At 50.0% G+C, this 19,147-nt stretch carries 16 protein-coding genes, 1 other RNA gene and 1 pseudogene; 14 read left to right on the forward strand and 4 right to left on the reverse strand.

The features are described from left to right. Window positions 1–92: 92 nt before the first annotated feature. Window positions 93–470 (forward strand): annotated as a pseudogene (locus KDK17_RS16520) (NADPH-dependent FMN reductase); the annotation flags it as partial. A gap of 383 nt (window positions 471–853) precedes the next feature. On the opposite strand, the gene KDK17_RS16525 reads toward KDK17_RS16520, so the two are convergent. The 4 genes from KDK17_RS16525 to KDK17_RS16540 form a co-directional block, all read right to left on the reverse strand. Continuing rightward, window positions 854–1,426, reverse strand: coding sequence for a BON domain-containing protein (locus KDK17_RS16525; RefSeq protein ID WP_257279951.1), 573 nt, complete (start codon window positions 1,424–1,426; stop codon window positions 854–856). A gap of 80 nt (window positions 1,427–1,506) precedes the next feature. Next, window positions 1,507–2,091 (reverse strand): phosphoheptose isomerase, encoded by a 585-nt coding sequence (locus tag KDK17_RS16530; RefSeq protein ID WP_257288571.1) that lies wholly within the window; start codon window positions 2,089–2,091, stop codon window positions 1,507–1,509. A 224-nt stretch (window positions 2,092–2,315) separates the two neighbouring features. After that, entirely contained in the window at window positions 2,316–2,702 is a 387-nt protein-coding gene (locus KDK17_RS16535) for a YraN family protein (RefSeq protein ID WP_257279949.1), read from the reverse strand. Further along, window positions 2,674–4,518: a penicillin-binding protein activator gene (locus KDK17_RS16540; protein WP_257279948.1), complete on the reverse strand. Its 1,845-nt coding sequence runs from the start codon at window positions 4,516–4,518 to the stop codon at window positions 2,674–2,676. The genes KDK17_RS16535 and KDK17_RS16540 overlap by 29 nt, the downstream gene beginning before the upstream one ends. Before the next feature lie 238 nt (window positions 4,519–4,756). Here KDK17_RS16540 and rsmI point away from each other — a divergent pair, with 238 nt between their 5' ends. From rsmI to murC, 13 genes are all read left to right on the forward strand, one after another. Beyond that, entirely contained in the window at window positions 4,757–5,593 is an 837-nt protein-coding gene (gene rsmI, locus KDK17_RS16545) for a 16S rRNA (cytidine(1402)-2'-O)-methyltransferase (RefSeq protein ID WP_257288572.1), read from the forward strand. Between the two features lie 79 nt (window positions 5,594–5,672). Next, window positions 5,673–6,051, forward strand: an RNA gene (gene rnpB, locus KDK17_RS16550) — RNase P RNA component class A. A 432-nt stretch (window positions 6,052–6,483) separates the two neighbouring features. Continuing rightward, window positions 6,484–6,939, forward strand: coding sequence for a division/cell wall cluster transcriptional repressor MraZ (mraZ, locus tag KDK17_RS16555; RefSeq protein ID WP_257252313.1), 456 nt, complete (start codon window positions 6,484–6,486; stop codon window positions 6,937–6,939). A gap of 24 nt (window positions 6,940–6,963) precedes the next feature. Then, on the forward strand, window positions 6,964–7,896 hold the full coding sequence (gene rsmH, locus KDK17_RS16560; RefSeq protein WP_257279946.1) for a 16S rRNA (cytosine(1402)-N(4))-methyltransferase RsmH: 933 nt from the start codon (window positions 6,964–6,966) through the stop codon (window positions 7,894–7,896). 13 nt (window positions 7,897–7,909) lie between these two features. Then, window positions 7,910–8,206, forward strand: coding sequence for a cell division protein FtsL (gene ftsL / locus KDK17_RS16565; RefSeq protein ID WP_257255312.1), 297 nt, complete (start codon window positions 7,910–7,912; stop codon window positions 8,204–8,206). Further along, the gene (locus KDK17_RS16570) at window positions 8,203–9,984 is read left to right on the forward strand and encodes a penicillin-binding transpeptidase domain-containing protein (protein WP_257279945.1); all 1,782 of its coding nucleotides are present in this window, start codon (window positions 8,203–8,205) and stop codon (window positions 9,982–9,984) included. The genes ftsL and KDK17_RS16570 overlap by 4 nt, the downstream gene beginning before the upstream one ends. Next, window positions 9,981–11,507, forward strand: a complete 1,527-nt coding sequence (locus KDK17_RS16575) for a UDP-N-acetylmuramoyl-L-alanyl-D-glutamate--2,6-diaminopimelate ligase (protein ID WP_257274243.1) — start codon at window positions 9,981–9,983, stop codon at window positions 11,505–11,507. The genes KDK17_RS16570 and KDK17_RS16575 overlap by 4 nt, the downstream gene beginning before the upstream one ends. Continuing rightward, window positions 11,504–12,946, forward strand: coding sequence for a UDP-N-acetylmuramoyl-tripeptide--D-alanyl-D-alanine ligase (gene murF / locus KDK17_RS16580; protein ID WP_257288573.1), 1,443 nt, complete (start codon window positions 11,504–11,506; stop codon window positions 12,944–12,946). Before KDK17_RS16575 ends, murF begins: the two co-directional genes overlap by 4 nt. Before the next feature lie 2 nt (window positions 12,947–12,948). Further along, a complete protein-coding gene (gene mraY, locus KDK17_RS16585) occupies window positions 12,949–14,031 on the forward strand; it encodes a phospho-N-acetylmuramoyl-pentapeptide-transferase (RefSeq protein ID WP_257279943.1) in 1,083 nt (360 codons plus the stop codon). Window positions 14,032–14,058: 27 nt separating this feature from the next. After that, window positions 14,059–15,414 (forward strand): UDP-N-acetylmuramoyl-L-alanine--D-glutamate ligase, encoded by a 1,356-nt coding sequence (gene murD, locus KDK17_RS16590; RefSeq protein WP_257276277.1) that lies wholly within the window; start codon window positions 14,059–14,061, stop codon window positions 15,412–15,414. Further along, window positions 15,411–16,598 (forward strand): putative lipid II flippase FtsW, encoded by a 1,188-nt coding sequence (gene ftsW / locus KDK17_RS16595; RefSeq protein WP_257276276.1) that lies wholly within the window; start codon window positions 15,411–15,413, stop codon window positions 16,596–16,598. Before murD ends, ftsW begins: the two co-directional genes overlap by 4 nt. Next, window positions 16,595–17,683: an undecaprenyldiphospho-muramoylpentapeptide beta-N-acetylglucosaminyltransferase gene (murG, locus tag KDK17_RS16600; RefSeq protein ID WP_257288574.1), complete on the forward strand. Its 1,089-nt coding sequence runs from the start codon at window positions 16,595–16,597 to the stop codon at window positions 17,681–17,683. The genes ftsW and murG overlap by 4 nt, the downstream gene beginning before the upstream one ends. Then, on the forward strand, window positions 17,673–19,145 hold the full coding sequence (gene murC / locus KDK17_RS16605; RefSeq protein WP_257276274.1) for a UDP-N-acetylmuramate--L-alanine ligase: 1,473 nt from the start codon (window positions 17,673–17,675) through the stop codon (window positions 19,143–19,145). Before murG ends, murC begins: the two co-directional genes overlap by 11 nt. The last annotated feature ends 2 nt before the right edge of the window (window positions 19,146–19,147 follow it).

The following is a 19,147-nucleotide window of genomic DNA, read 5'->3' on the forward strand; positions in this document are numbered from 1 at the left end:
AGCTCGCTATTCTCCTCAGAAGCAGAAATTTTTATCCTCAATTTCTTGCAATCCTTGCTACGGTCGCTTAAGTCCGACAGGCTGCTAGTGATGCGATTGTAGTGGTGACACCGGAGTGGAATGGTATGGTTCCTTCAGGTCTGAAAAACTTTTTCCTGATCTTCGGGGCAGAGCAATTAGGGCATAAGCCAGGTTTGATTACAGCGGTGTCTTCCGGGCAGGGCGGTTCTTACCCTGTTGTGGAGCTGCGTTCAAGCAGTTATAAGAATTGCCGTCTGTGCTACATTCCTGATCACCTTATTGTGCGGAATGTCACTTCTGTCATGACGGGTGAAGATGCAGAGGCTGATCAACATATGCAAAAGCGTATGGATTACAGCCTGGTCGTCCTGAAAGAGTATGCACTTGGATTAAAAACTGTGCGTGAAAGCGGTGTTATTGATCACCAGACTTTCCGAAACGGCATGTAAGTTTCATTCAGAGAGTGCTCGTGGCGCTCTCCCTCTCTTCGATTTTATTTCTGTTACCTGAAAATAAGCACATGACTGGCGGAGAAATGATCCACCCCTCTCACATTATTAAACTCAAAAATGGTGGCTTGGTTGCTTAATCACGACGAAAGGTGCTCCCCGTATGAAAGAAGACAGATTCTCCGAATATGAAATGCTGAGTCGCATTGAGGCCAGTGAAACAAGGTATGGGTATTTCGGAAGAGAGAGGAAAGTGCAAGGCTTTCCTCTGGTGCTATTTTTACTTAGCTTGTTGAATGGATAGGTTTTGACAAGGGGTGAGAAAAGCTGGCACAAGCGGACAAGACCTGTTGAATATGGCTGCGCCAGCATAGTTGTTTGGGCTACTGAATGTATTCGAAGACTTTGACTATTTTCTGAACGCCACCAGTGTTCCTGGTAATGTCCACTGCAGCCTGTGCTTGTCTGGGTGTTGTCAGCCCCATCAGGTAGACAGTACCTTTTTCTGTATTGATCTTGATGCGGTCTGCAGAAACGTCTTCGCTCTTGATCAGATTGGTCTTCACCTTCGTCGTTAGCCAGGAGTCGTTACTCTGTTCGAGCAGGCTGGCGTTAATGCCTAAAGTAAGTTCGTTGTAGACCTTGTCAACTTCGCTGACATTTTTGGCAGTCTCTTCTGCCAGGTGTTTAAGCTCGTTGCTGGGCACCTGTCCGATTAAAAGCACGGTGCCATTAAAGCTGACGACTTTAATGCGACTGTTTTTAAAGCGCTCGTCGGCTTTCTTAATGTTGACGGCTGCAATGGTTTCAATGGTTTGGTCGTCTATCAAATTGCCCCATGATCGCTCTGTGGGGTCCATACGGATGGGGTCTTCATTGACGCTGCTTAAAATGGTCGAACAACCCCCCAGCAGTATGACTGAGCTGGTTAAAATCAGGGCGTATAAACGCTTCACCTTGTTATCTCCTGTCGATGATGAATTAAACGGGGTCTGTTGTTTTAAAGTGAAAAATGTTTTTTGTTGTGTATATTGGCTTACTCTCCGGAAAACAGGAATTCATCGATCAGGTCGCAGAGGCAATGAATGACCAGTGTGTGAACTTCCCGAATGCGTGGAGAACTATTGTCCGGAACCCTTATTTCAATGTCTTCAGGGTGCAGCAGTCTCACCATATCGCCACCGCTTTTACCGGTCAGGGCAATGACCTGCATATCCCGATCATGAGCGGCCTGGATGGCTTGGACAATATTGGGGCAATTGCCTGATGTCGAAATCGCCAAAAGAATGTCGCCCTGTTGTCCCAGTGCCCGAATTTGTTTTGAGAAGACTTCGTGAAAGCTGGTGTCATTAGCAATTGAGCTTAATGTCAGACTATCGGCACACAAAGACATAGCTGGCAATGCAGGTCTTTCTCGTTCATAACGGTTGAGCAAATCGGAAACAAATTGCTGGGCATCTCCTGCGGAGCCGCCGTTTCCACAGGCCAGGATCTTTCCTTCATTCAGAAGGGATTGCACCATAAGCTCGGATGCCTGGGCGATCAGGGGGGGCAGGGTGTCGGCAGCACGAATTTTGGCGTCAATGCTGTCTGAAAAATGTTGTGTAATGCGCTCATGCATGTCTCAAAATCCCGAGTGGTTCGACGCCGCAGGTTTCGAAGCAGGTATTTTCTTTCGCTAAAGGCATTTGATAATCGCGAGAGCCTCATGAGTTTATGGGTGTTTTAACAGAGCAATTAGTTTACCGTGATTTCTTTTTCATTACTCCTTTTTGTTGCTTGCTTACATCAGCAAGACAACAGCAAGAGAGATTGGCTCATGTTTATATGTTTTTGCTGTTTAGTTTAAAAAATACCCTTAATCCATTCTATATTCTTTTCGGAGTTTGCGTCGTCATAAGGAGATGCATTTTTGAGCAAAAAAGCATCGAAGCGGCAAAGCCTGTGCTGATGCTTCGAGTGGAGTGCCAGAAAATGGTTGGCGGCTTTTCTGATTTTATTTTGCTTGCGGGTAGTAATAGACTCGGCAGCTGAACCGAGTTGTGATTGTGATCTGAAACGGACTTCTACAAAAACCAGGGTTTCCTTGTCGAGCATGATCAGATCTACTTCTCCTGCTTTGCAGGCATAGTTTCTATTGACCAGCTTCATACCCCGGGCTTTAAGGTATTCCAAAGCCCGGTTTTCAGCAGAAAGCCCCGGGTTATTGCGAAGCTTTAATTGCCAGAACATCAGTTTTTTTTTGAACCGGATTAGGTAATGGTTTCAGTCGACCATCTCGGAAGATCTGCCAGGAAAGCTCCCTCTCCACGTGATGCCTACTGTTGATGCTGAGCTGGCCTGTCAGTCCTTCCAGGCGACTGCCGGGCAGGCTGGCGAGCTGTTGCAGGCGAGGATACAGCTTAAATGCGTCGGCTCCCATGGCGTAAAGACTGCCATACTGGCCTCTTGAGCTGCTCCAGGTGGCTCGAATATTGGATTCAAGACTGCTTTTTTGACCAGGCAGGTACCAGTTCATTACGGGAATTCTGAGGTTGTTCAGATCCTGATCTCTGCTGGGGTCGACCCTGCCAGAGTATGCGCTGGAAGTGGCATAAACGGGCAGTTTACCAGCAAACTGGTAAGAGAGCGCGGGTTTGAGCTGGCGGGCTTCCTGGGGGTTGGAAGGCATATAAATCATGTCGATATCGTGCCTTCTGCGAGGCGTAAAGCCGAGTTTCTCTCCCAGAACACTGCTCAGCTCTTTGGCGCGTTTCTGACTTTCTTCAACCAGCAAGGCCCGGCCAGCCAGTTGGCTGAACTCGGTTTTGCTGTTGAATTTTGTGATGCCGGCCACCTCTCCACCGTGCTTTGTCCATTCCGCCATAAAGCTGTTCGTGGCTCTGTCACCCCATGAAGTTTCCGGGCGAAGTATCAGTACACGGCGGTGTCCATCCAGAATGCCTCGACGGGCTACAGCCCTGCCTTCATCTTCGATGGATAGACCGTATTCAAAGAAACTGCCTTTTTGTGTAAAGTGGCTGCCACTGTCTTCGAGGCTGTTCAGGGCAAGAATGGTAATGTCTCCGGGGGTCTTTTCTTTTAACAGGCTGACGTTAGTCTTGTTCAGAGGGCCGATGATCAATTTGGCGCCTTCGTTTTTAGCTTCGTTGGCCAGCTCGACAACATTTTTGTTATGAGTATCCATTATGGACACTTCAGGTAGGGTCTCATCAGAAAGATTCTGATGATAAGCGGCGAGAAAGCCATCTCGAATCGCTCTGCCCGCAGAGGCCAGTGGGCCGCTGACAGGAAGAAGAAGGGCGATTTTGTCGGGTTGCTCAGTGCCGGCTATCTGAAGCGCACTGATGTCTTTCGGTAGGTAGACCTTTGCAGGGTGATCCGGCCAGTGAGATCGCCAGTTGCTCAAATCGGCCAGTTGCTGGTTCAGTGATTTGTCAGAGCGATAAACCAGAGCGAGTTGCAGCCAGCCTTTCATGACTTTACTGTCGGTCTGACTGTTCAGAATAATCAGGCGCTCTTCAGGTGCATTAAGCAGTGTTTCCCAAAAGGCATCGCGGTTTTCGGGTTGTTGGTCAAGCTCACTGATATTAGACAGCATGCTCCATTCGTCCAGGGCTGCAACGAATTCTCTGAAGCGGTTATACGCCCGTGCTTTGAGAATGTGACTTTGATCCAGGAGCTGAGTGTTGCTGCTGTTGATAACTGCTGCTCTGTCCAGCCAGAGGAAAATTTCCCGGTTCTGTCCTGCCCGCTCAGCAATGCGGGCTCTTGCCACGGCCATTTCGGCTCTGAGAGTTTCAGGTAACTCTCCATAATTCAGGCTGTCCAGAATGGTTCGTGCTCTGGCTAACTGGTCATCGGTTAATTGCCTGGCAGCCTGAATTTTGAGTCTGGCGCTTTCTGGAAATGAGCTGCGTTTGGCTCGCTCCAGCAGTTGATCGGCTCCTTCCCGAGCCATTTCCTGCGAGGGTGAAGTAAGTTCAGCGACTTTGCTGGGTTGTAATGAGCATCCTGTCAACACCGCGCCAATCAGCAGTGTAGTCATCAGAGTGCGTTTGGAAAGGTTCTGGCTCATAAAATCGGAGTCAACGACCGAACTGTTTTTGATTCATCTATTTTACCCTAACATGGTCTGTGCGTCAGCCTGATGAGGATAGGATGGGAGGTCAGGTTGTTAAGGATTCTGTCAACGGCTCTCTGAAAAGAGTAAACTTATGGTTTTTTGTCTCTTAATCTCCCTGACTATGAACGACCCTCATAGTTGATCGACTGGCTGGCAGGATATGTCTGAAAGTACCCTTTTTGTTGTTTCGACCCCCATTGGAAATCTTGATGATATGGCACCGAGAGCCATTGAGGTGCTGAAGCAGGTGTCAGTGATTGCAGCAGAAGACACCAGGCATAGTCGTAAGTTGCTCAATCACTTTGGGGTCGAGACCCCCATGATTCCCTGTCATGAGCATAATGAAAGGCATCAGGCAGAGGTGTTACTGGCTCGATTACGGCAGGGCGATTCTGTGGCATTGATCAGTGATGCCGGGACGCCCCTGATATCAGACCCGGGCTTTGTGCTGGTGCGAATGGTCAGGGAGCAGGGTATCAAAGTAGCACCGGTTCCGGGTGCCTGTGCGCTCGTAGCGGCTCTGTCGGTCAGTGGCTTGCCAACGGACAGGTTCTATTTTGAAGGCTTTCTGCCAGCCAAGTCATCTGGTAGGAAGAAAAGGCTTGAAGCGCTGGGCTCGATGATGAATACCTGGGCTGTGTATGAATCCACACATCGAATTTTGGATAGTCTTGCGGACTTTAAGGAGGTGTTGGGTGGAGATCGCTATATCGTGTTGGCCAGGGAGATGACGAAAACATTTGAAACGGTCCTTGCGGGCAAGGTTGAAGCAGTGGAGAAAATACTGCTGGAGGACTCCAATCAGTGTCGTGGCGAATTTGTGGTTTTGGTGGAGGGTGCAGAAGAGCGCAAGGAAGAAGCCGTTGATCCTGAAACCGTTAAATTGCTGCAACGGTTACTGCAAGAGTTACCCGCCAAGAAAGCGGCTGCTGTGATCGCCGATGTTTCCGGGTATCGCAAGAAGCAGCTCTATGAGCTATCGCTTACGATGAAATAAGTTGTAATAGATTCGGCTCTTAATTATGGGAAATGAACGAATTGCAGTGAAGGAAATCATTCGGTAGTATTCGCCGCTTCGAGTTGGCCGGGCAGTCGCTGTCAGATCCTGTTTCAGTATCTGGTGGAGGAAAGTCCGGGCTCCAAAGGGTGCGGCGCCAGGTAACGCCTGGGGGGCGAAAGCCTACGGAAAGTGCAGCAGAGAGCAGACCGCCTAAGTCACCATCCGGTGACCGGTAAGGGTGAAAGGGTGCGGTAAGAGCGCACCGCGTGACTGGTAACAGTTCACGGCATGGTAAACCCCGCCTGGAGCAAGACCAAATAGGAATCCTGGAGGTGTGACCCGCACTGGATTCGGGTAGGTTGCTTGAGGTGCCTGGTGACAGGTATCCCAGATGAATGATTGCCCAGACCTGTTTACAGGTTGGACAGAACCCGGCTTACAGGCCAACTCGAGACTTTCTTTTTCTTCCGCTATCTGTTCCCGAATTGAAACGGAATCGGTCTCAGTGAATTTGACTGGCCGTTCAGCAATGAATGGGATGTGTTGATCAAGATATTCAATTATCTGAAACTTTTACAATTTTTTTCAGGCAGTTCTCATGCTTCATGGGCTTAAATAGCTCTTCCCTCCAAGCTGCTCATTTTTATGCACTTTTTTAATGCAAAGCGCTGGGTGTCTGGTCTCTGGCGGGGTCAATTATTTGACTCTTCAGACAGATTCTGACCTTGACGTGGGTTTTTGAGGTTTCTATAGTGTGCTTCAGTGGAGTAAAGTGGATAAAAGTGGAGTTTAGTTAGCATGATGTGGGAGAGTGGGGTGCCAGTGAACACTTTTTCTCTTCGGATTGCGGCCTGCCATCCTGTCTGAATTGACTTGAGGGAATCGGTTTGTTTCGTGGGGTTAATGCCATCAATCTCGATGCCAAAGGGCGTCTTGCAATACCTACCCGTTATCGGCAGGTGTTGAAAGATCGTTGTGAAGGCCGTTTGGTGGCAACTATCGATACTGATGAGCCTTGTCTATTGATTTATCCACAGGATGAGTGGGAGGCCATTCAGGCAAAGATTGAAGCCCTGCCCAGTTTTCACCCGATGACACGCCGAATACAAAGACTTCTTATCGGACACGCCACCGACATTGATATGGATGGCAGTGGCCGAGTTTTGGTACCTCCCTTGCTCAGGGATTATGCAGGCATGGATAAACGCTGCATTCTTCTGGGGCAGGGCAAAAAATTTGAACTGTGGGATGAAGCTTGCTGGAACCAGCGACGAGATGATTATCTTCAGGAAGCCAGTGAATCCGCTGAAGTGCCTGCTGAGCTCCAGTCTTTGTCCCTCTAATGGGTATGCGCCCGGACATGATAGATGACATTGCAAGAGCAATCAGACCAGCACATTACTGTGCTGTTAGAGGAAGCGGTTGAGGCTTTGGTTACAGATCCTGACGGGCTCTATGTCGATGGAACATTTGGTCGTGGTGGACACAGTCGTGCAGTTCTGAAGAAACTGTCCGGCAGAGGCAGGCTGATAGGTATCGATAAGGATCCGGGGGCGGTAGCTGTAGCTCGTGAACTGGCTGAAATGGATAGCCGTTTTTCCATTTATCACGGTTCTTTTGCTGAACTGGAAGAGGTTCTTGATGGTCAGGAAGTGGAAGGCGTTCTGCTGGATCTGGGTGTTTCTTCGCCTCAGTTGGACAACGCTGAGCGGGGTTTCAGCTTCATGCAGGATGGTCCGCTGGATATGCGGATGAATACCACGCAGGGGGAAAGTGCGGCCGAGTGGATTAATCGTGCTGAAGAAAAGGAAATCAGTAAGGTGATCTGGGAGCTCGGCGAAGATCGTTTTTCGCGCAGAATTGCCCGGGCCATTATCAGGGAAAGGGAAGAAGAGCCTATTACGACCACAAAACGCCTTGCGGGAATTATTGCCTCTGCCAGCCCTTCCAGAGAGAAGAACAAGCACCCGGCAACCCGTGCGTTTCAGGCCATTCGCATCTATATCAATCGCGAACTGGACGATTTGGTGGATTGTCTCAATATCGCATTGGAAGTACTCAAGCCAGGTGGACGTCTGGTAGTCATCAGCTTCCACTCGCTGGAAGACAGAATTGCCAAAAGGTTTATCAGAAAACAGGCCAAGGGTGATGAGCTGCCGCGCTGGATGCCGGTAAGGGAAGATCAGCTGAATAAGAGAATGCGGCCTATCGGTAAAGCGATCAAGCCGGGTGAACATGAGGTTAAAGCTAATCCAAGAGCGAGGAGTGCCGTCATGCGAATTGCTGAGAAGCTAATCTGAGAAGGCTGAAAAAATGGATAGCAAACTGCTGCTGGTGTTGTTTCAGAAATCCAATTTAGTCAATGCATTGCTGTTGACCTGTGTTCTTGTGTCAGGCGTTGCTGTGAGCTTCGTCGAGCATGAAAACAGGCGGCTTCATAATGAGCTTCAGCAGGAGTTTGAGCAGAAAAACAAAGCTCAGGTCGAATGGGGGAAGTTACTTCTGGAGCACAGTTCCCTGACCAGTCCGGGGCGAGTGGAAAAAATTGCAAGGGATGAATTGGATATGGAAGTGCCAAACGCTGGACGTATAAAAATGGTGGTACCGTGAAAACTGCAACAAGGCCAGCCAGTGCCAGCAGAAAAAAACAGGCTGGTGAGGAAAAGGCTATGCCTTATCGTTGGAGAATCAAGCTTCTGCAACTGTTGTTTGTCGTGGCTGGCCTGGTGATTTGTTACCGTCTCGTAGATCTTCAGGTTTTAAATCGTCATTTTCTTCAGAACGAAGGTGACAAACGGTCTGTTCGTCATGAGTCTATACCTGCTCACCGGGGCGTCATATTTGATCGGAACGGTAAGATTTTAGCGGTAAGTGCCCCTGTTATGACCGTCTGGGCTGACCCTCAGGACCTGATTAAGGTGCCAGAAGACTGGAATAAACTGGCAGCAGCTCTGCAGGTTGACAAAGGTTGGCTGGCAAACAGAGTAAAAAAGAACGCTGCGAAAGAGTTTATTTATCTAAAGCGCCAGATGACACCTGAGCAGGCTGGGAAAATCGAAGCTCTGAAAGTGCCGGGTGTGCATGTTCTTGACGAGCAGCGACGCTACTACCCTATGGGCGAAGTGACGGCGCATTTGGTGGGTATTACGGGGATTGATGACAAAGGTCAGGAAGGGCTTGAACTGGGATATGACCATTGGCTAACTGGCTCCGAGGGAACCCGCAGGCTGCTGAAAGATCGTCGGGGGCGCCTTGCCAGGGAGGTCGAGCTCGTGGAAGGCGCTCAACCTGGCAAGGAATTGATGCTGAGTATTGATTCCAGACTCCAGTATATGGCTTATCGTGAGCTGAAGAGTGCCGTAGAAAAAGCCAAAGCCACAGCGGGCTCGCTGGTGATGATGGATGTCCAGACCGGAGAGATTCTGGCTATGGTCAATCAGCCGTCCTACAACCCGAATAATCGCATCGGGCTTCAGCCTTACCGCATGAGAAACCGGGTGATGACTGATCTGGTGGAGCCGGGTTCTACCCTCAAGCCCTTTACTGTGGCGGCAGCCATGGAGACCCGCAAATATGATCGCTATACCCGGATTGAAACCGGCGTTGGCTACCTGCGTGTTGGACAAAATGCAGTTAAGGATGTCAGAGGCTTTGGAACCATTGATGTCGAAACGGTTTTGAAGAAGTCCAGCAATATTGGCGTGACCAAGATGGCATTGGATATCGGTGTCGATAAGGTTGTAGATCTGCTGCGCCGTGTGGGTATCGGGCAGAGTCCGGGAACAGGCTTTCCTGGAGAGAGGGCTGGGTTTCTGCCCTTTAAAGACCGCTGGAGTGACATTGAAGTGGCTACCCTGTCCTTTGGTTATGGCTTAACAGTTACGCCATTACAGCTAGCGCAGGCTTATTCAGTACTTGGCGCTGGTGGTTTGCTTAGACCAGCCTCCGTGATCAAGCGTGATGTGGCACCAGATGGTGTTCGGGTCATGGATGAGGATGTCGCCCATGACGTCATGGAAATGCTCGGCAAGGTAGTGGGTAAAGGAGGAACTGGCTGGCGCGGTGCCGTCAAGTCCTACAATGTTGGTGGCAAAACGGGAACGGTTAAAAAAGTGGGTGGTAGTGGCTACCTTGAAGATCGTTACGTGGGTCTCTTCGCCGGTGTGGCTCCTGTGGAAAACCCTCGCATTGCCACTGTTGTCATCATTGATGACCCGGCTGGAAAAGATTACTACGGTGGCATAATCGCCGGTCCGGTCTTCTCCAGGGTCAATGGTCAGGCTTTGCGAATGCTGGGCGTCAGGCCCAGTGAAGAAAAAGTGCTGACAGCCAAAAGACTCAATCTGGAGCAGCCCGGAGTTATGAAACTGAAACAGGATGGAACATGACCTCGCGTCAAATGACGTCTTTAAATGAAGTGCTGGCGAAGCTGAATCATCCTCAGCTGGATGAAGACATAACCCTTACAGGATTAACCCTCGACAGCCGCAAGCTGGTCGGGGGTGAGCTGTTTCTCGCTGTACAGGGGCTGAGTTCCGATGGCCGGGAGTTTATTGGTGCAGCTCTGGACGCAGGTGCATCTGCAGTGCTCGCTGAGTCGAGCAGGGAGGCACGTTCTGAAACTGAATATCTGGCCGGCAAGCCTGTTATTTTTATCGAAAACTTAAAAGCACACATCAGCTATCTTGCCGATCAATTCTATCGGCACCCATCCTCAGACTTGAAGTTGACCGGGGTGACTGGAACCAATGGTAAAACATCAATCTGCTGGTTTGTTGCGCAGTTACTTTCTCTCCTGGGGGCGCCTTGTGCGGTGATGGGAACCCTGGGTAAAGGTGTTCCTCCTGAACTGGAGCCCTGTCTGAATACGACTTCAGATCCCGTTTCTACACAGGGCTTTATGGCTGAGCTGGTGGCAAGAGAAGTGGCCTTCATGGCGATGGAGGTTTCTTCCCATGGTTTACATCAGGGGCGTGCAGATCAGTTAACGTTTGAAGTTGGCGTTTTCACAAATATCAGTCGTGACCATCTTGATTATCATAAAACGATGGACGCCTATGCCAGCGCCAAGGCTCTGCTATTTGCCAACGGCTGTGTCAAAAAAGCAGTGATTAATCTGGATGATGACTATAGCGAACTGATGTTGTCCAGTTGTTCCGGTGATACTGAGGTTTTTACTTTCTCTATGACCTCGGGCGAGGCAGATATTACGGCTAAGAATATTCTCCTGAATGCACGGGGAGTTAAGGCTGATCTGGATACCCCCTGGGGTCAAGCCCAGCTGAGGACACCTCAGCTGGGCCGTTTCAGTCTTGAAAACCTTTTGGCCGTTATAGGGGTTGTTTGTTGTCAGGGCTATTCTCTCGAGCGGGTTCTTGAAAAGGTGCCTCAGTTGAGCACGGTGCCGGGAAGAATGCAGAGCTTTGGTGGTGATCAGAAACCGTTGGTTGTGGTTGATTATGCGCATACTCCGGGTGCTCTGATGAGCGTTCTGAAAGCCTTGAGAGAGCACAGTGCTTCAAAATTAATCTGTGTCTTTGGTTGTGGTGGTGATCGTGATAGGGGTAAGAGACCTCTCATGGCCTGTGCTGCTATCGAGGGTGCAGATGAAGTAGTCGTGACCAGCGATAATCCCAGAAACGAAGACCCTGAAGACATTATCAGAGATATATTGGCAGGGGTCGATCAAACCGGCATCTCAGTAACGTCTGTCATCAGCCGTACAGAGGCTATTCGGGGGGCTGTCTGCACGGCTGCCGCTGGCGATATTGTTGTTGTTGCAGGTAAGGGTCACGAGAATTATCAGGAAGTCAACGGCGTCAGGCATCATTTTGATGATTGTGAAGAAGTCAGAAAAGCACTTGATCTCTGGCAGCCGCAATCGACTTCAGTCAGTGAGGGAGTATCATGATTCGCCCATTTACCCTTTCTGAAGTAACCGATGCGCTTCAGGGAGTTCTCCTGACGGGCGATTCTGATGGTGGTGCCACCATAACGGGTATAAGTATTGATACCAGAACCCTTGGGCAAGGTAATCTTTTTGTTGCCATCAAGGGGCCCCGGTTTGATGGTCATAGCTATGTTGATCAGGCTGAGGCTGCAGGTGCCGCTGCTGTTGTGGTTCAGGTGCCCGTTGACGGTCTGGGAATTCCTCAGATTCAGGTTCAGGACACTGACGAGGCGCTTGGGCGACTGGGGCAGTTTAATCGTGAGTGCTTTCATAAACCTGTGGTAGCCGTGACCGGGACTTGTGGAAAAACATCTGTCAAAGAGATGCTGGCTTCTGTCTTCGAGCAGGATGGTGAGGTTCTGGCCACTCAGGGAAATTTGAATAACGCTTATGGTGTGCCCCTGACCCTGTTCAGACTGGAAGAAGATCACCAGCACGCAGTGATTGAATTGGGAACCAGTTCACCCGGTGAGATTAATTACATCACTCGCCTGACTGAACCGGATGTTTCCATCATTACCAATGCTTCAGAGAATCACCTCAAGGATTTGTTAACGCTTGAGGGGGTCATTCATGAAAAGGGCTTTATTCTTGAAGGTCTCAAAAAAAGCGGTACTGCTGTACTGAATTTCGATGATCCCAGCTTCCAGCGCTGGAAAGAAAGGGCATTGAAACAGTCTGGTCGAAAAGTGCTGTCTTTTAGTCTGGATAAACAGGAAGCTGACGTGTTTGCCTCAGAGGTATCTTCAACGTCTGAAGGTATGAACTTCAGGTTGCATGTTGTTCAGGAAGAGGCTGAAAAGCAGGCGATCGTCAACCTGTCTTTCTGGGGAAAACATCAGGTTCAGAATGCCTGTTGCGCTGCCGCAGCAGCATCTGCTGTGGGGCTGGGGCTGGACATTATTGTCAAGGGGCTGGAAAATGCCCGGCCCTATCAACAAAGGGGGACCCGTTACTTTCTGTCGAATAGTGTTCTGGTCATTGACGAAAGTTATAACGCCAGTCCGATTGCCACCCTGGCCGCCATCGATCAGTTGGCAGATTGTGAGGGTAGAACCATTATGGTGCTGGGGGACATGCTGGACCTCGGTGAGGTAACACAAGCCCGACATGTTGATGTGGGTGAGTATGCAGCTGCTCAAAGTATTGATGATTTTGCTGCTTACGGTCAGGCGTCTGTTGCGGCGGTTGAAGCGTTCAAAAATGACCTTCATGACAGTAAAGGGCAGCATTTTGATGATAAAGAGGCTCTCTCGAACTGGGTAAGAACCCGGATACAAGTGTTCAGAGAGCAACAGGCGGATTGTCCCATCACGGTTCTCGTCAAGGGATCGAATGGAATGAATATGTTGGATGTAGTCAGATCCCTTGTGGGATCAGAATATAAGGGAGAGCGCTGATAATGCTGCTCTGGCTTGCGGATTTCTTGTCGCAATACTACCACGGCTTTGCCGTTTTCAAATATCTCACACTGAGAGCGATTCTGGGTGTGCTTACTGCACTGGGTATGGGGCTCTGGCTGGGGCCTTATATGATTCGTCGACTGAGTTATCACCAGATTGGTCAGGCTGTGCGTGATGATGGTCCACAGTCGCACCTCAGCAAAGCCGGAACACCTACTATGGGGGGGGCATTGATTCTGGTTTGTATCGCGGCCAGTACCCTCTTGTGGGCCAACTTAAGTAATCGCTACATCTGGGTGGTTTTACTGGTGACAGTGGTGTTTGGAGTTGTTGGCTGGGTAGACGACTACCGTAAGGTGGTGGAGAAAAATTCAAGAGGCCTGCCTGCACGCTGGAAGTTTTTTTGGCAGTCAGTGGGTGGGCTGGGTGCGGCTGTCTTTCTTTACGCCACAGCTAAAGCACCGGTAGAGACCAGTCTGATTGTACCTTTCTTCAAAAACGTCGTCATTGATCTTGGGCCATTTTTTGTTGTACTGGCTTACCTGACCATTGTCGGTTGCAGTAATGCTGTGAATCTGACTGATGGTCTGGATGGTCTGGCAATCATGCCTACTGTTCTGGTGGCTTCTGCACTGGCTGTTTTTGCCTATGCCAGTGGTCATGCGAACTTTGCCCAGTACCTGCTTATACCCTTTGTGCCCGGTTCCGGGGAACTGGTCGTTTTTTGCGCTGCCATAGGTGGAGCGGGCCTGGCATTTCTCTGGTTCAATACCTATCCCGCCCAGGTCTTTATGGGCGATGTGGGTGCTCTGGCTCTTGGTGCGGCATTAGGTGTGCTGGCGGTGATCGTGCGTCAGGAAATTGTGCTGGTCATTATGGGTGGAGTTTTTGTCATGGAGACAGTGTCGGTGATTCTCCAGGTGGCTTCGTTCAAGCTCACCGGGCGCCGAATATTCCGTATGGCACCACTGCATCATCATTTTGAATTGAAGGGCTGGCCTGAGCCCCGGGTGATTGTCCGTTTCTGGATTATTACCCTGATTCTGGTCCTGATTGGTCTTGCGTCACTGAAGATTCGTTAACACAGTTTTTGCTCGGGAAAAATAAGCGTGTCAGCATTGATAAGCTCAAATCGTACAAGGGTTGTAGTCGGTCTCGGGAAGACCGGGATGTCCTGTGTGCGGTATCTTGCTGCAAGACAACGTTCATTTAAAGTGATGGATACTCGGGATAACCCTCCTGGCATTGATGAACTCAAAGCCGTTTTCCCGGATGTACCCGTCCATCTGGGTGGGTTGAACCCGGAGTGGTTGAATTCGGCGGATGAGTTGATTCTCAGTCCTGGTATTGCACTGGCTACTCCAGAGATTGCTGATGCTGTCAGTAAGGGGGCTGAGGCGGTGGGTGATATTGAGCTGTTCTGTCGTGAGGTGGATAAACCCGTCGTCGCCATCACTGGCTCTAATGGCAAAAGCACTGTGACAGCCCTGCTGGGAGAAATGGTTCAAGAGGCCGGTTGGAATGTTGCAGTGGGTGGCAATATTGGCACTCCAGCTCTTGATCTGCTTAAAAGGCAAGATGTCGATCTCTATATCCTGGAATTGTCCAGCTTCCAGCTGGAAACCACTCACTCTTTACGTGCAGTTGCTGCGACAGTGTTGAACATCAGTCCTGATCATATGGATCGTTATGAGTCCATGATGGACTACCATAAGGCGAAGCAGCGTATATACCGTGGTTGTAAACATGCGGTATACAACAAGCAGGATGCCCTGACTGTGCCTCTTCTTCCCCAAGCTACACCAGCAACAGCGTTTACTTCCGGCAAACCTGATTTGCACGACTATGGTTTAATAGAGGATCAAGAAGATACATGGCTTTGTAAAGGTGTTGAAAGGCTTCTCAATACAGCGGCCATGAAGTTGTCGGGTCGTCACAATCAGTTGAATGCGCTGGCTGCCCTGGCTCTGGGTGAGTCAGTGGGTATCCCGATGGTGCCTATGCTGAAGGCTCTGAGCCACTTTACAGGTCTTCCTCATCGATGCCAGTGGGTAGCTGAAAAAAACGGTGTGGTCTGGATTAATGATTCCAAAGCCACCAATGTCGGTGCATCGGTTGCGGCTATCGAAGGCTTGGGTGAAACCCTGAGCGGAAAAATTGTTCTTATTGCCGGTGGGGATGGCAAGGGGGCGGATTTTAATCAACTGAAACAACCGTTACAAAAGTATGGTCGTGAGGTTGTGCTGATAGGGCGTGACGCAGCTGATATCGATAACGCCATCGGTAACGTGATCCCGGTTCAATATGCCAGAGATCTGGCTGCTGCAATAGATCATGCCTGCGAGGTCAGTGAGAGCGGTGATGCCGTGCTGCTGGCTCCCGCCTGTGCCAGTTTTGATATGTTTAAAAGCTTTGAGCAGCGTGGCGATGTCTTTACGACTCTGGTCAGGGAGCGCCTTGCATGACTCTACACCATAAGCTTCTCAGCGAAATAAGGTCACCCTTTGCGGGCCGTCGAGACAGTGCTCTTGACTTTCCGTTGCTGGGTGCTGTGCTGGTGCTTCTGGTGATTGGTCTGATTATGGTTAGTTCCGCTTCCATGGAAGTAGCGGGCAGTCTTTACTCTAATCCGTTTTACATTCTGATCAAGCAGGTTTTTTTTGTTTTTGTCGGCCTGTCCCTGATGGGAGGCATTTTGATGGTACCGGTGAAAACGATAGAGAAATACAGTTGGCTTTCCCTCTTTGGTGGTTTGGGTTTACTGTTGGCTGTGCTGGTTGTGGGCCGGGAGGTCAATGGCAGTGTTCGCTGGATTCCTCTGGGCTTTTTCAATCTGCAGGCATCAGAAGCGGCCAAGCTGATGATTGTCGTTTATCTGGCAGCCTACCTGGTTCGTCGCCTGGATGAAGTCAGAACCAAATGGACTGGCTTTTTCAAGCCTATGACCATTCTTTTTGTTTCATCCACACTATTGCTAATGGAGCCGGACCTCGGAGCCCTTGTGGTATTGATGGGGGCTTCCATGGGGATGATCTTTCTGGCAGGTGCCAGACTCTGGCAGTTCATTATTCTCATCCTGCTGCTGGTGGGCTCTATTGCTGCCTTGATTGTTTTTGAGCCTTATCGCATGGCGCGTCTGGCTTCTTATATGGACCCCTGGGCCAATGCTTTTGGCAGTGGCTATCAGTTGACCCAGTCCCTGATTGCCTTTGGGCGGGGTGAATGGTTTGGTGAAGGGTTGGGTAACAGTCTGCAAAAACTGTTCTATTTGCCGGAAGCTCATACCGATTTTATCTTTGCTGTTCTGGCTGAAGAGTTTGGTGTCCTCGGGGCGGTCTTCGTTCTGACTTTGATCCTATTTATTTCCTGGAGAGCTTTGCAAATCGGTTACCGGGCAGAAGCAAAAAAATTACTGTTCCATGGCTATGTCGCCTATGGCATTGGTTTACTGTATAGCAGTCAGGCGCTGATCAACATCGGTGTAAATACCGGATTGCTGCCCACGAAAGGGCTGGCGTTGCCTCTGATCAGTTATGGAGGTAGTAGCCTGTTGATAAACTGCCTGGCTTTTGGATTGTTGCTGCGAATTGATTATGAACGACGTCAGTTTAATGTCGAAACAGACAAAAAAAGCAGAGGGGCGCCATGAGTACTATTGACAAACCTACTGTTTTAATAATGGCTGGTGGTACTGGCGGGCATATTTTCCCTGCGCTGGCCACGGCCAGAGAACTTGAGAAGCGTGGCTACACCATTCACTGGTTGGGAACGCCCGACAGTATGGAAGCTGAACTGGTGCCGCGCCATGGATTTGAAATCAGTTTTATCCCGGTCACCGGGCTAAGGGGTAAAGGCTTGAGCTTTCTAATGAAAGCGCCCTGGAAGTTGGCTGTTTCGCTGTATCGGTCCGTAAAAGTAATTCGAAGCTGCAACCCTGTCTGTGTTTTGGGTATGGGTGGTTTTGTCACTGGTCCGGGTGGGTTGGCAGCTCGTTTGTCAGGTATCCCTCTGGTGATCCACGAGCAGAATGCTATTGCAGGCTTCACAAACAGGATTTTATCCAGAATTGCCCGCAAAGTGTTGCTGGCTTTTCCAGGAGCTTTCGGTCCAGTCAATAGCTCTGGGAAACTTATTCTGACGGGTAATCCGGTTAGAACAGATATCGCTGATTTGGAGTTACCCGCACAACTGAATGGCAGGTCTTTAAAGCTGCTGGTGTTAGGTGGCAGTAAAGGTGCTGTAGCCATCAACGAGCTGGTTCCAAAAGCGCTCACCCGGTTTAAAGGTCGCATCGAGGTTTGGCATCAAACCGGGAAAAGTAATTTGGCTGCTACTCGTGAGTCATATCGTGCTCTGAATATAGAGGGCCGCCTGGAACCCTTTATCGATGATATGGCCGGTGCTTATGAGTGGGCAGACCTGGTGATTTGTCGGTCCGGGGCTCTGACGGTCTCGGAACTGGCCATGGCTCAGAGGGCGGCCCTGCTGGTGCCTTATCCCCATGCTGTTGATGATCATCAAACCGTTAATGGTCAGTACCTGGTCAATCAGGGTGCGGCTATGATGGTGCAACAAAAAGAACTGAACGAAACCTGTCTGATCAATATGTTAGAGAATTTTGTGGGCAATCCTGAACAGCTGGTTAACATGGCCAGGGCTGCGGGCAGCGTTGCAAAGCCTATGGCAGCCGAGGAAGTAGCTGATCATTGTCTGGAGGTGGCACATGCCCGCTAATAAACCTATTTTTCCTGTGGCACCTATACCTGAAATGCGTCGTATAAAAAACATTCATTTTGTCGGCATAGGTGGTTCGGGCATGTGCGGTATTGCCGAAGTGCTGAAGAATCAGGGCTACCAGATCTCAGGATCGGATATTAGACGCTCACCGGTAACCCGACGTTTGGAAGATCAGGGAATTACCGTCTTCATTGGTCATGAAGCCGCTAATGTTGAAGGGGCGGATGTAGTGGTCACTTCTACAGCAGTCGCTTTGGAAAATCCGGAAGTGGTTGAGGCTAGAAAACGACGTGTACCGGTGGTTCCCAGGGCTGAGATGCTGGCCGAACTGATGCGCTACCGTCATGGCATCGCAGTGGCGGGTACTCATGGCAAGACAACCACTACCAGTCTGCTGGCTTCGGTGTTGGGCTACGGTGGTCTGGATCCTACTTTTGTCATTGGCGGTCGTCTGAATTCTGCTGGTACCAATGCCAAGCTCGGAGGCAGTCGCTACCTCGTGGCAGAAGCGGATGAGTCGGACGCATCTTTCCTGCACCTGCAACCGATGGTCTCTATTGTCACTAACATTGATGCAGATCATATGGCCACATACGAGGGAAACTTTGGCAAGCTCAAGAAAACCTTTGTGGATTTTCTTCACAACCTGCCATTTTATGGTCTGGCTGTGGTCTGTACAGACTGTCCTGTAGTGCAAGAACTGTTACCATCAATTAAACGACAAGTTATCACTTATGGTGAGTGTGAGGGGGCGGATTTCCGAGCGGTTAATATCCAGCAGAAGGGTATGAGAACCTGTTTTGAGCTCGAGCGGAAATCTCACGACAACAAAAAGGTAAAAGTTGAGCTGAATATACCTGGCCGTCACAATGTTCTCAATGCGCTTGCCACCTTTATCGTGGCATCGGATGAAGGTATGCCCGATGACGTCATCTGTGAGGGGCTCAGGCAATTCCAGGGTGTTGGCAGACGATTCCAGGTGCAGGGACATTTTCAGACTGAGTCTGCCCGGATGATGCTCGTTGACGATTATGGGCACCACCCGACAGAGGTGGCGGCAACGATCAAGGCTATCCGGGCTGGATGGCCAGACAAGCGGCTGGTAATGGTGTATCAGCCACACCGCTATTCGAGAACCCGAGATCTTTACGAGGATTTTGTTGAAGTGCTGTCCCAGGTTGATGTCTTGCTTTTGATGGAAGTCTATCCGGCAGGAGAAGATCCGATTCCGGGTGCAGACACACGAAGCCTCTGTCGAAGCATTCGTCAGAGAGGCCAGTTGGAGCCCATTTTTATCTCCAATCCCGATGAAGTAAGCAAGTTTCTGCAAGGTGTTGTTCAAGATAACGACCTTGTTTTGACTCAGGGTGCCGGAGACATCGGTGCTTTGGCTGTGAGGCTGACGACAGAGCTGGGTAAAAAACTGGCAGACATAACTCGGGACGGAAAGGTAGCTTGAAG

This window comes from Endozoicomonas sp. SESOKO2, from assembly GCF_024606245.1.
In the GTDB taxonomy this organism is placed as follows: Bacteria; Pseudomonadota; Gammaproteobacteria; order Pseudomonadales; family Endozoicomonadaceae; genus Endozoicomonas_A.

What these genes read in the sequence shown, in the direction of transcription:
- KDK17_RS16540 (WP_257279948.1), bottom strand. Translation starts at nt 4,518, where the DNA reads ATGACTACACTGCTGATTGGCGCGGTGTTGACAGGATGCTCATTACAA.
- murG (WP_257288574.1), top strand. Translation starts at nt 16,595, where the DNA reads ATGAGTACTATTGACAAACCTACTGTTTTAATAATGGCTGGTGGTACT.
- rsmI (WP_257288572.1), top strand. Translation starts at nt 4,757, where the DNA reads ATGTCTGAAAGTACCCTTTTTGTTGTTTCGACCCCCATTGGAAATCTT.
- rsmH (WP_257279946.1), top strand. Translation starts at nt 6,964, where the DNA reads ATGACATTGCAAGAGCAATCAGACCAGCACATTACTGTGCTGTTAGAG.
- KDK17_RS16530 (WP_257288571.1), bottom strand. Translation starts at nt 2,091, where the DNA reads ATGCATGAGCGCATTACACAACATTTTTCAGACAGCATTGACGCCAAA.
- mraY (WP_257279943.1), top strand. Translation starts at nt 12,949, where the DNA reads ATGCTGCTCTGGCTTGCGGATTTCTTGTCGCAATACTACCACGGCTTT.
- KDK17_RS16575 (WP_257274243.1), top strand. Translation starts at nt 9,981, where the DNA reads ATGACCTCGCGTCAAATGACGTCTTTAAATGAAGTGCTGGCGAAGCTG.
- ftsL (WP_257255312.1), top strand. Translation starts at nt 7,910, where the DNA reads ATGGATAGCAAACTGCTGCTGGTGTTGTTTCAGAAATCCAATTTAGTC.
- murF (WP_257288573.1), top strand. Translation starts at nt 11,504, where the DNA reads ATGATTCGCCCATTTACCCTTTCTGAAGTAACCGATGCGCTTCAGGGA.
- KDK17_RS16535 (WP_257279949.1), bottom strand. Translation starts at nt 2,702, where the DNA reads ATGTTCTGGCAATTAAAGCTTCGCAATAACCCGGGGCTTTCTGCTGAA.
- ftsW (WP_257276276.1), top strand. Translation starts at nt 15,411, where the DNA reads ATGACTCTACACCATAAGCTTCTCAGCGAAATAAGGTCACCCTTTGCG.
- murC (WP_257276274.1), top strand. Translation starts at nt 17,673, where the DNA reads ATGCCCGCTAATAAACCTATTTTTCCTGTGGCACCTATACCTGAAATG.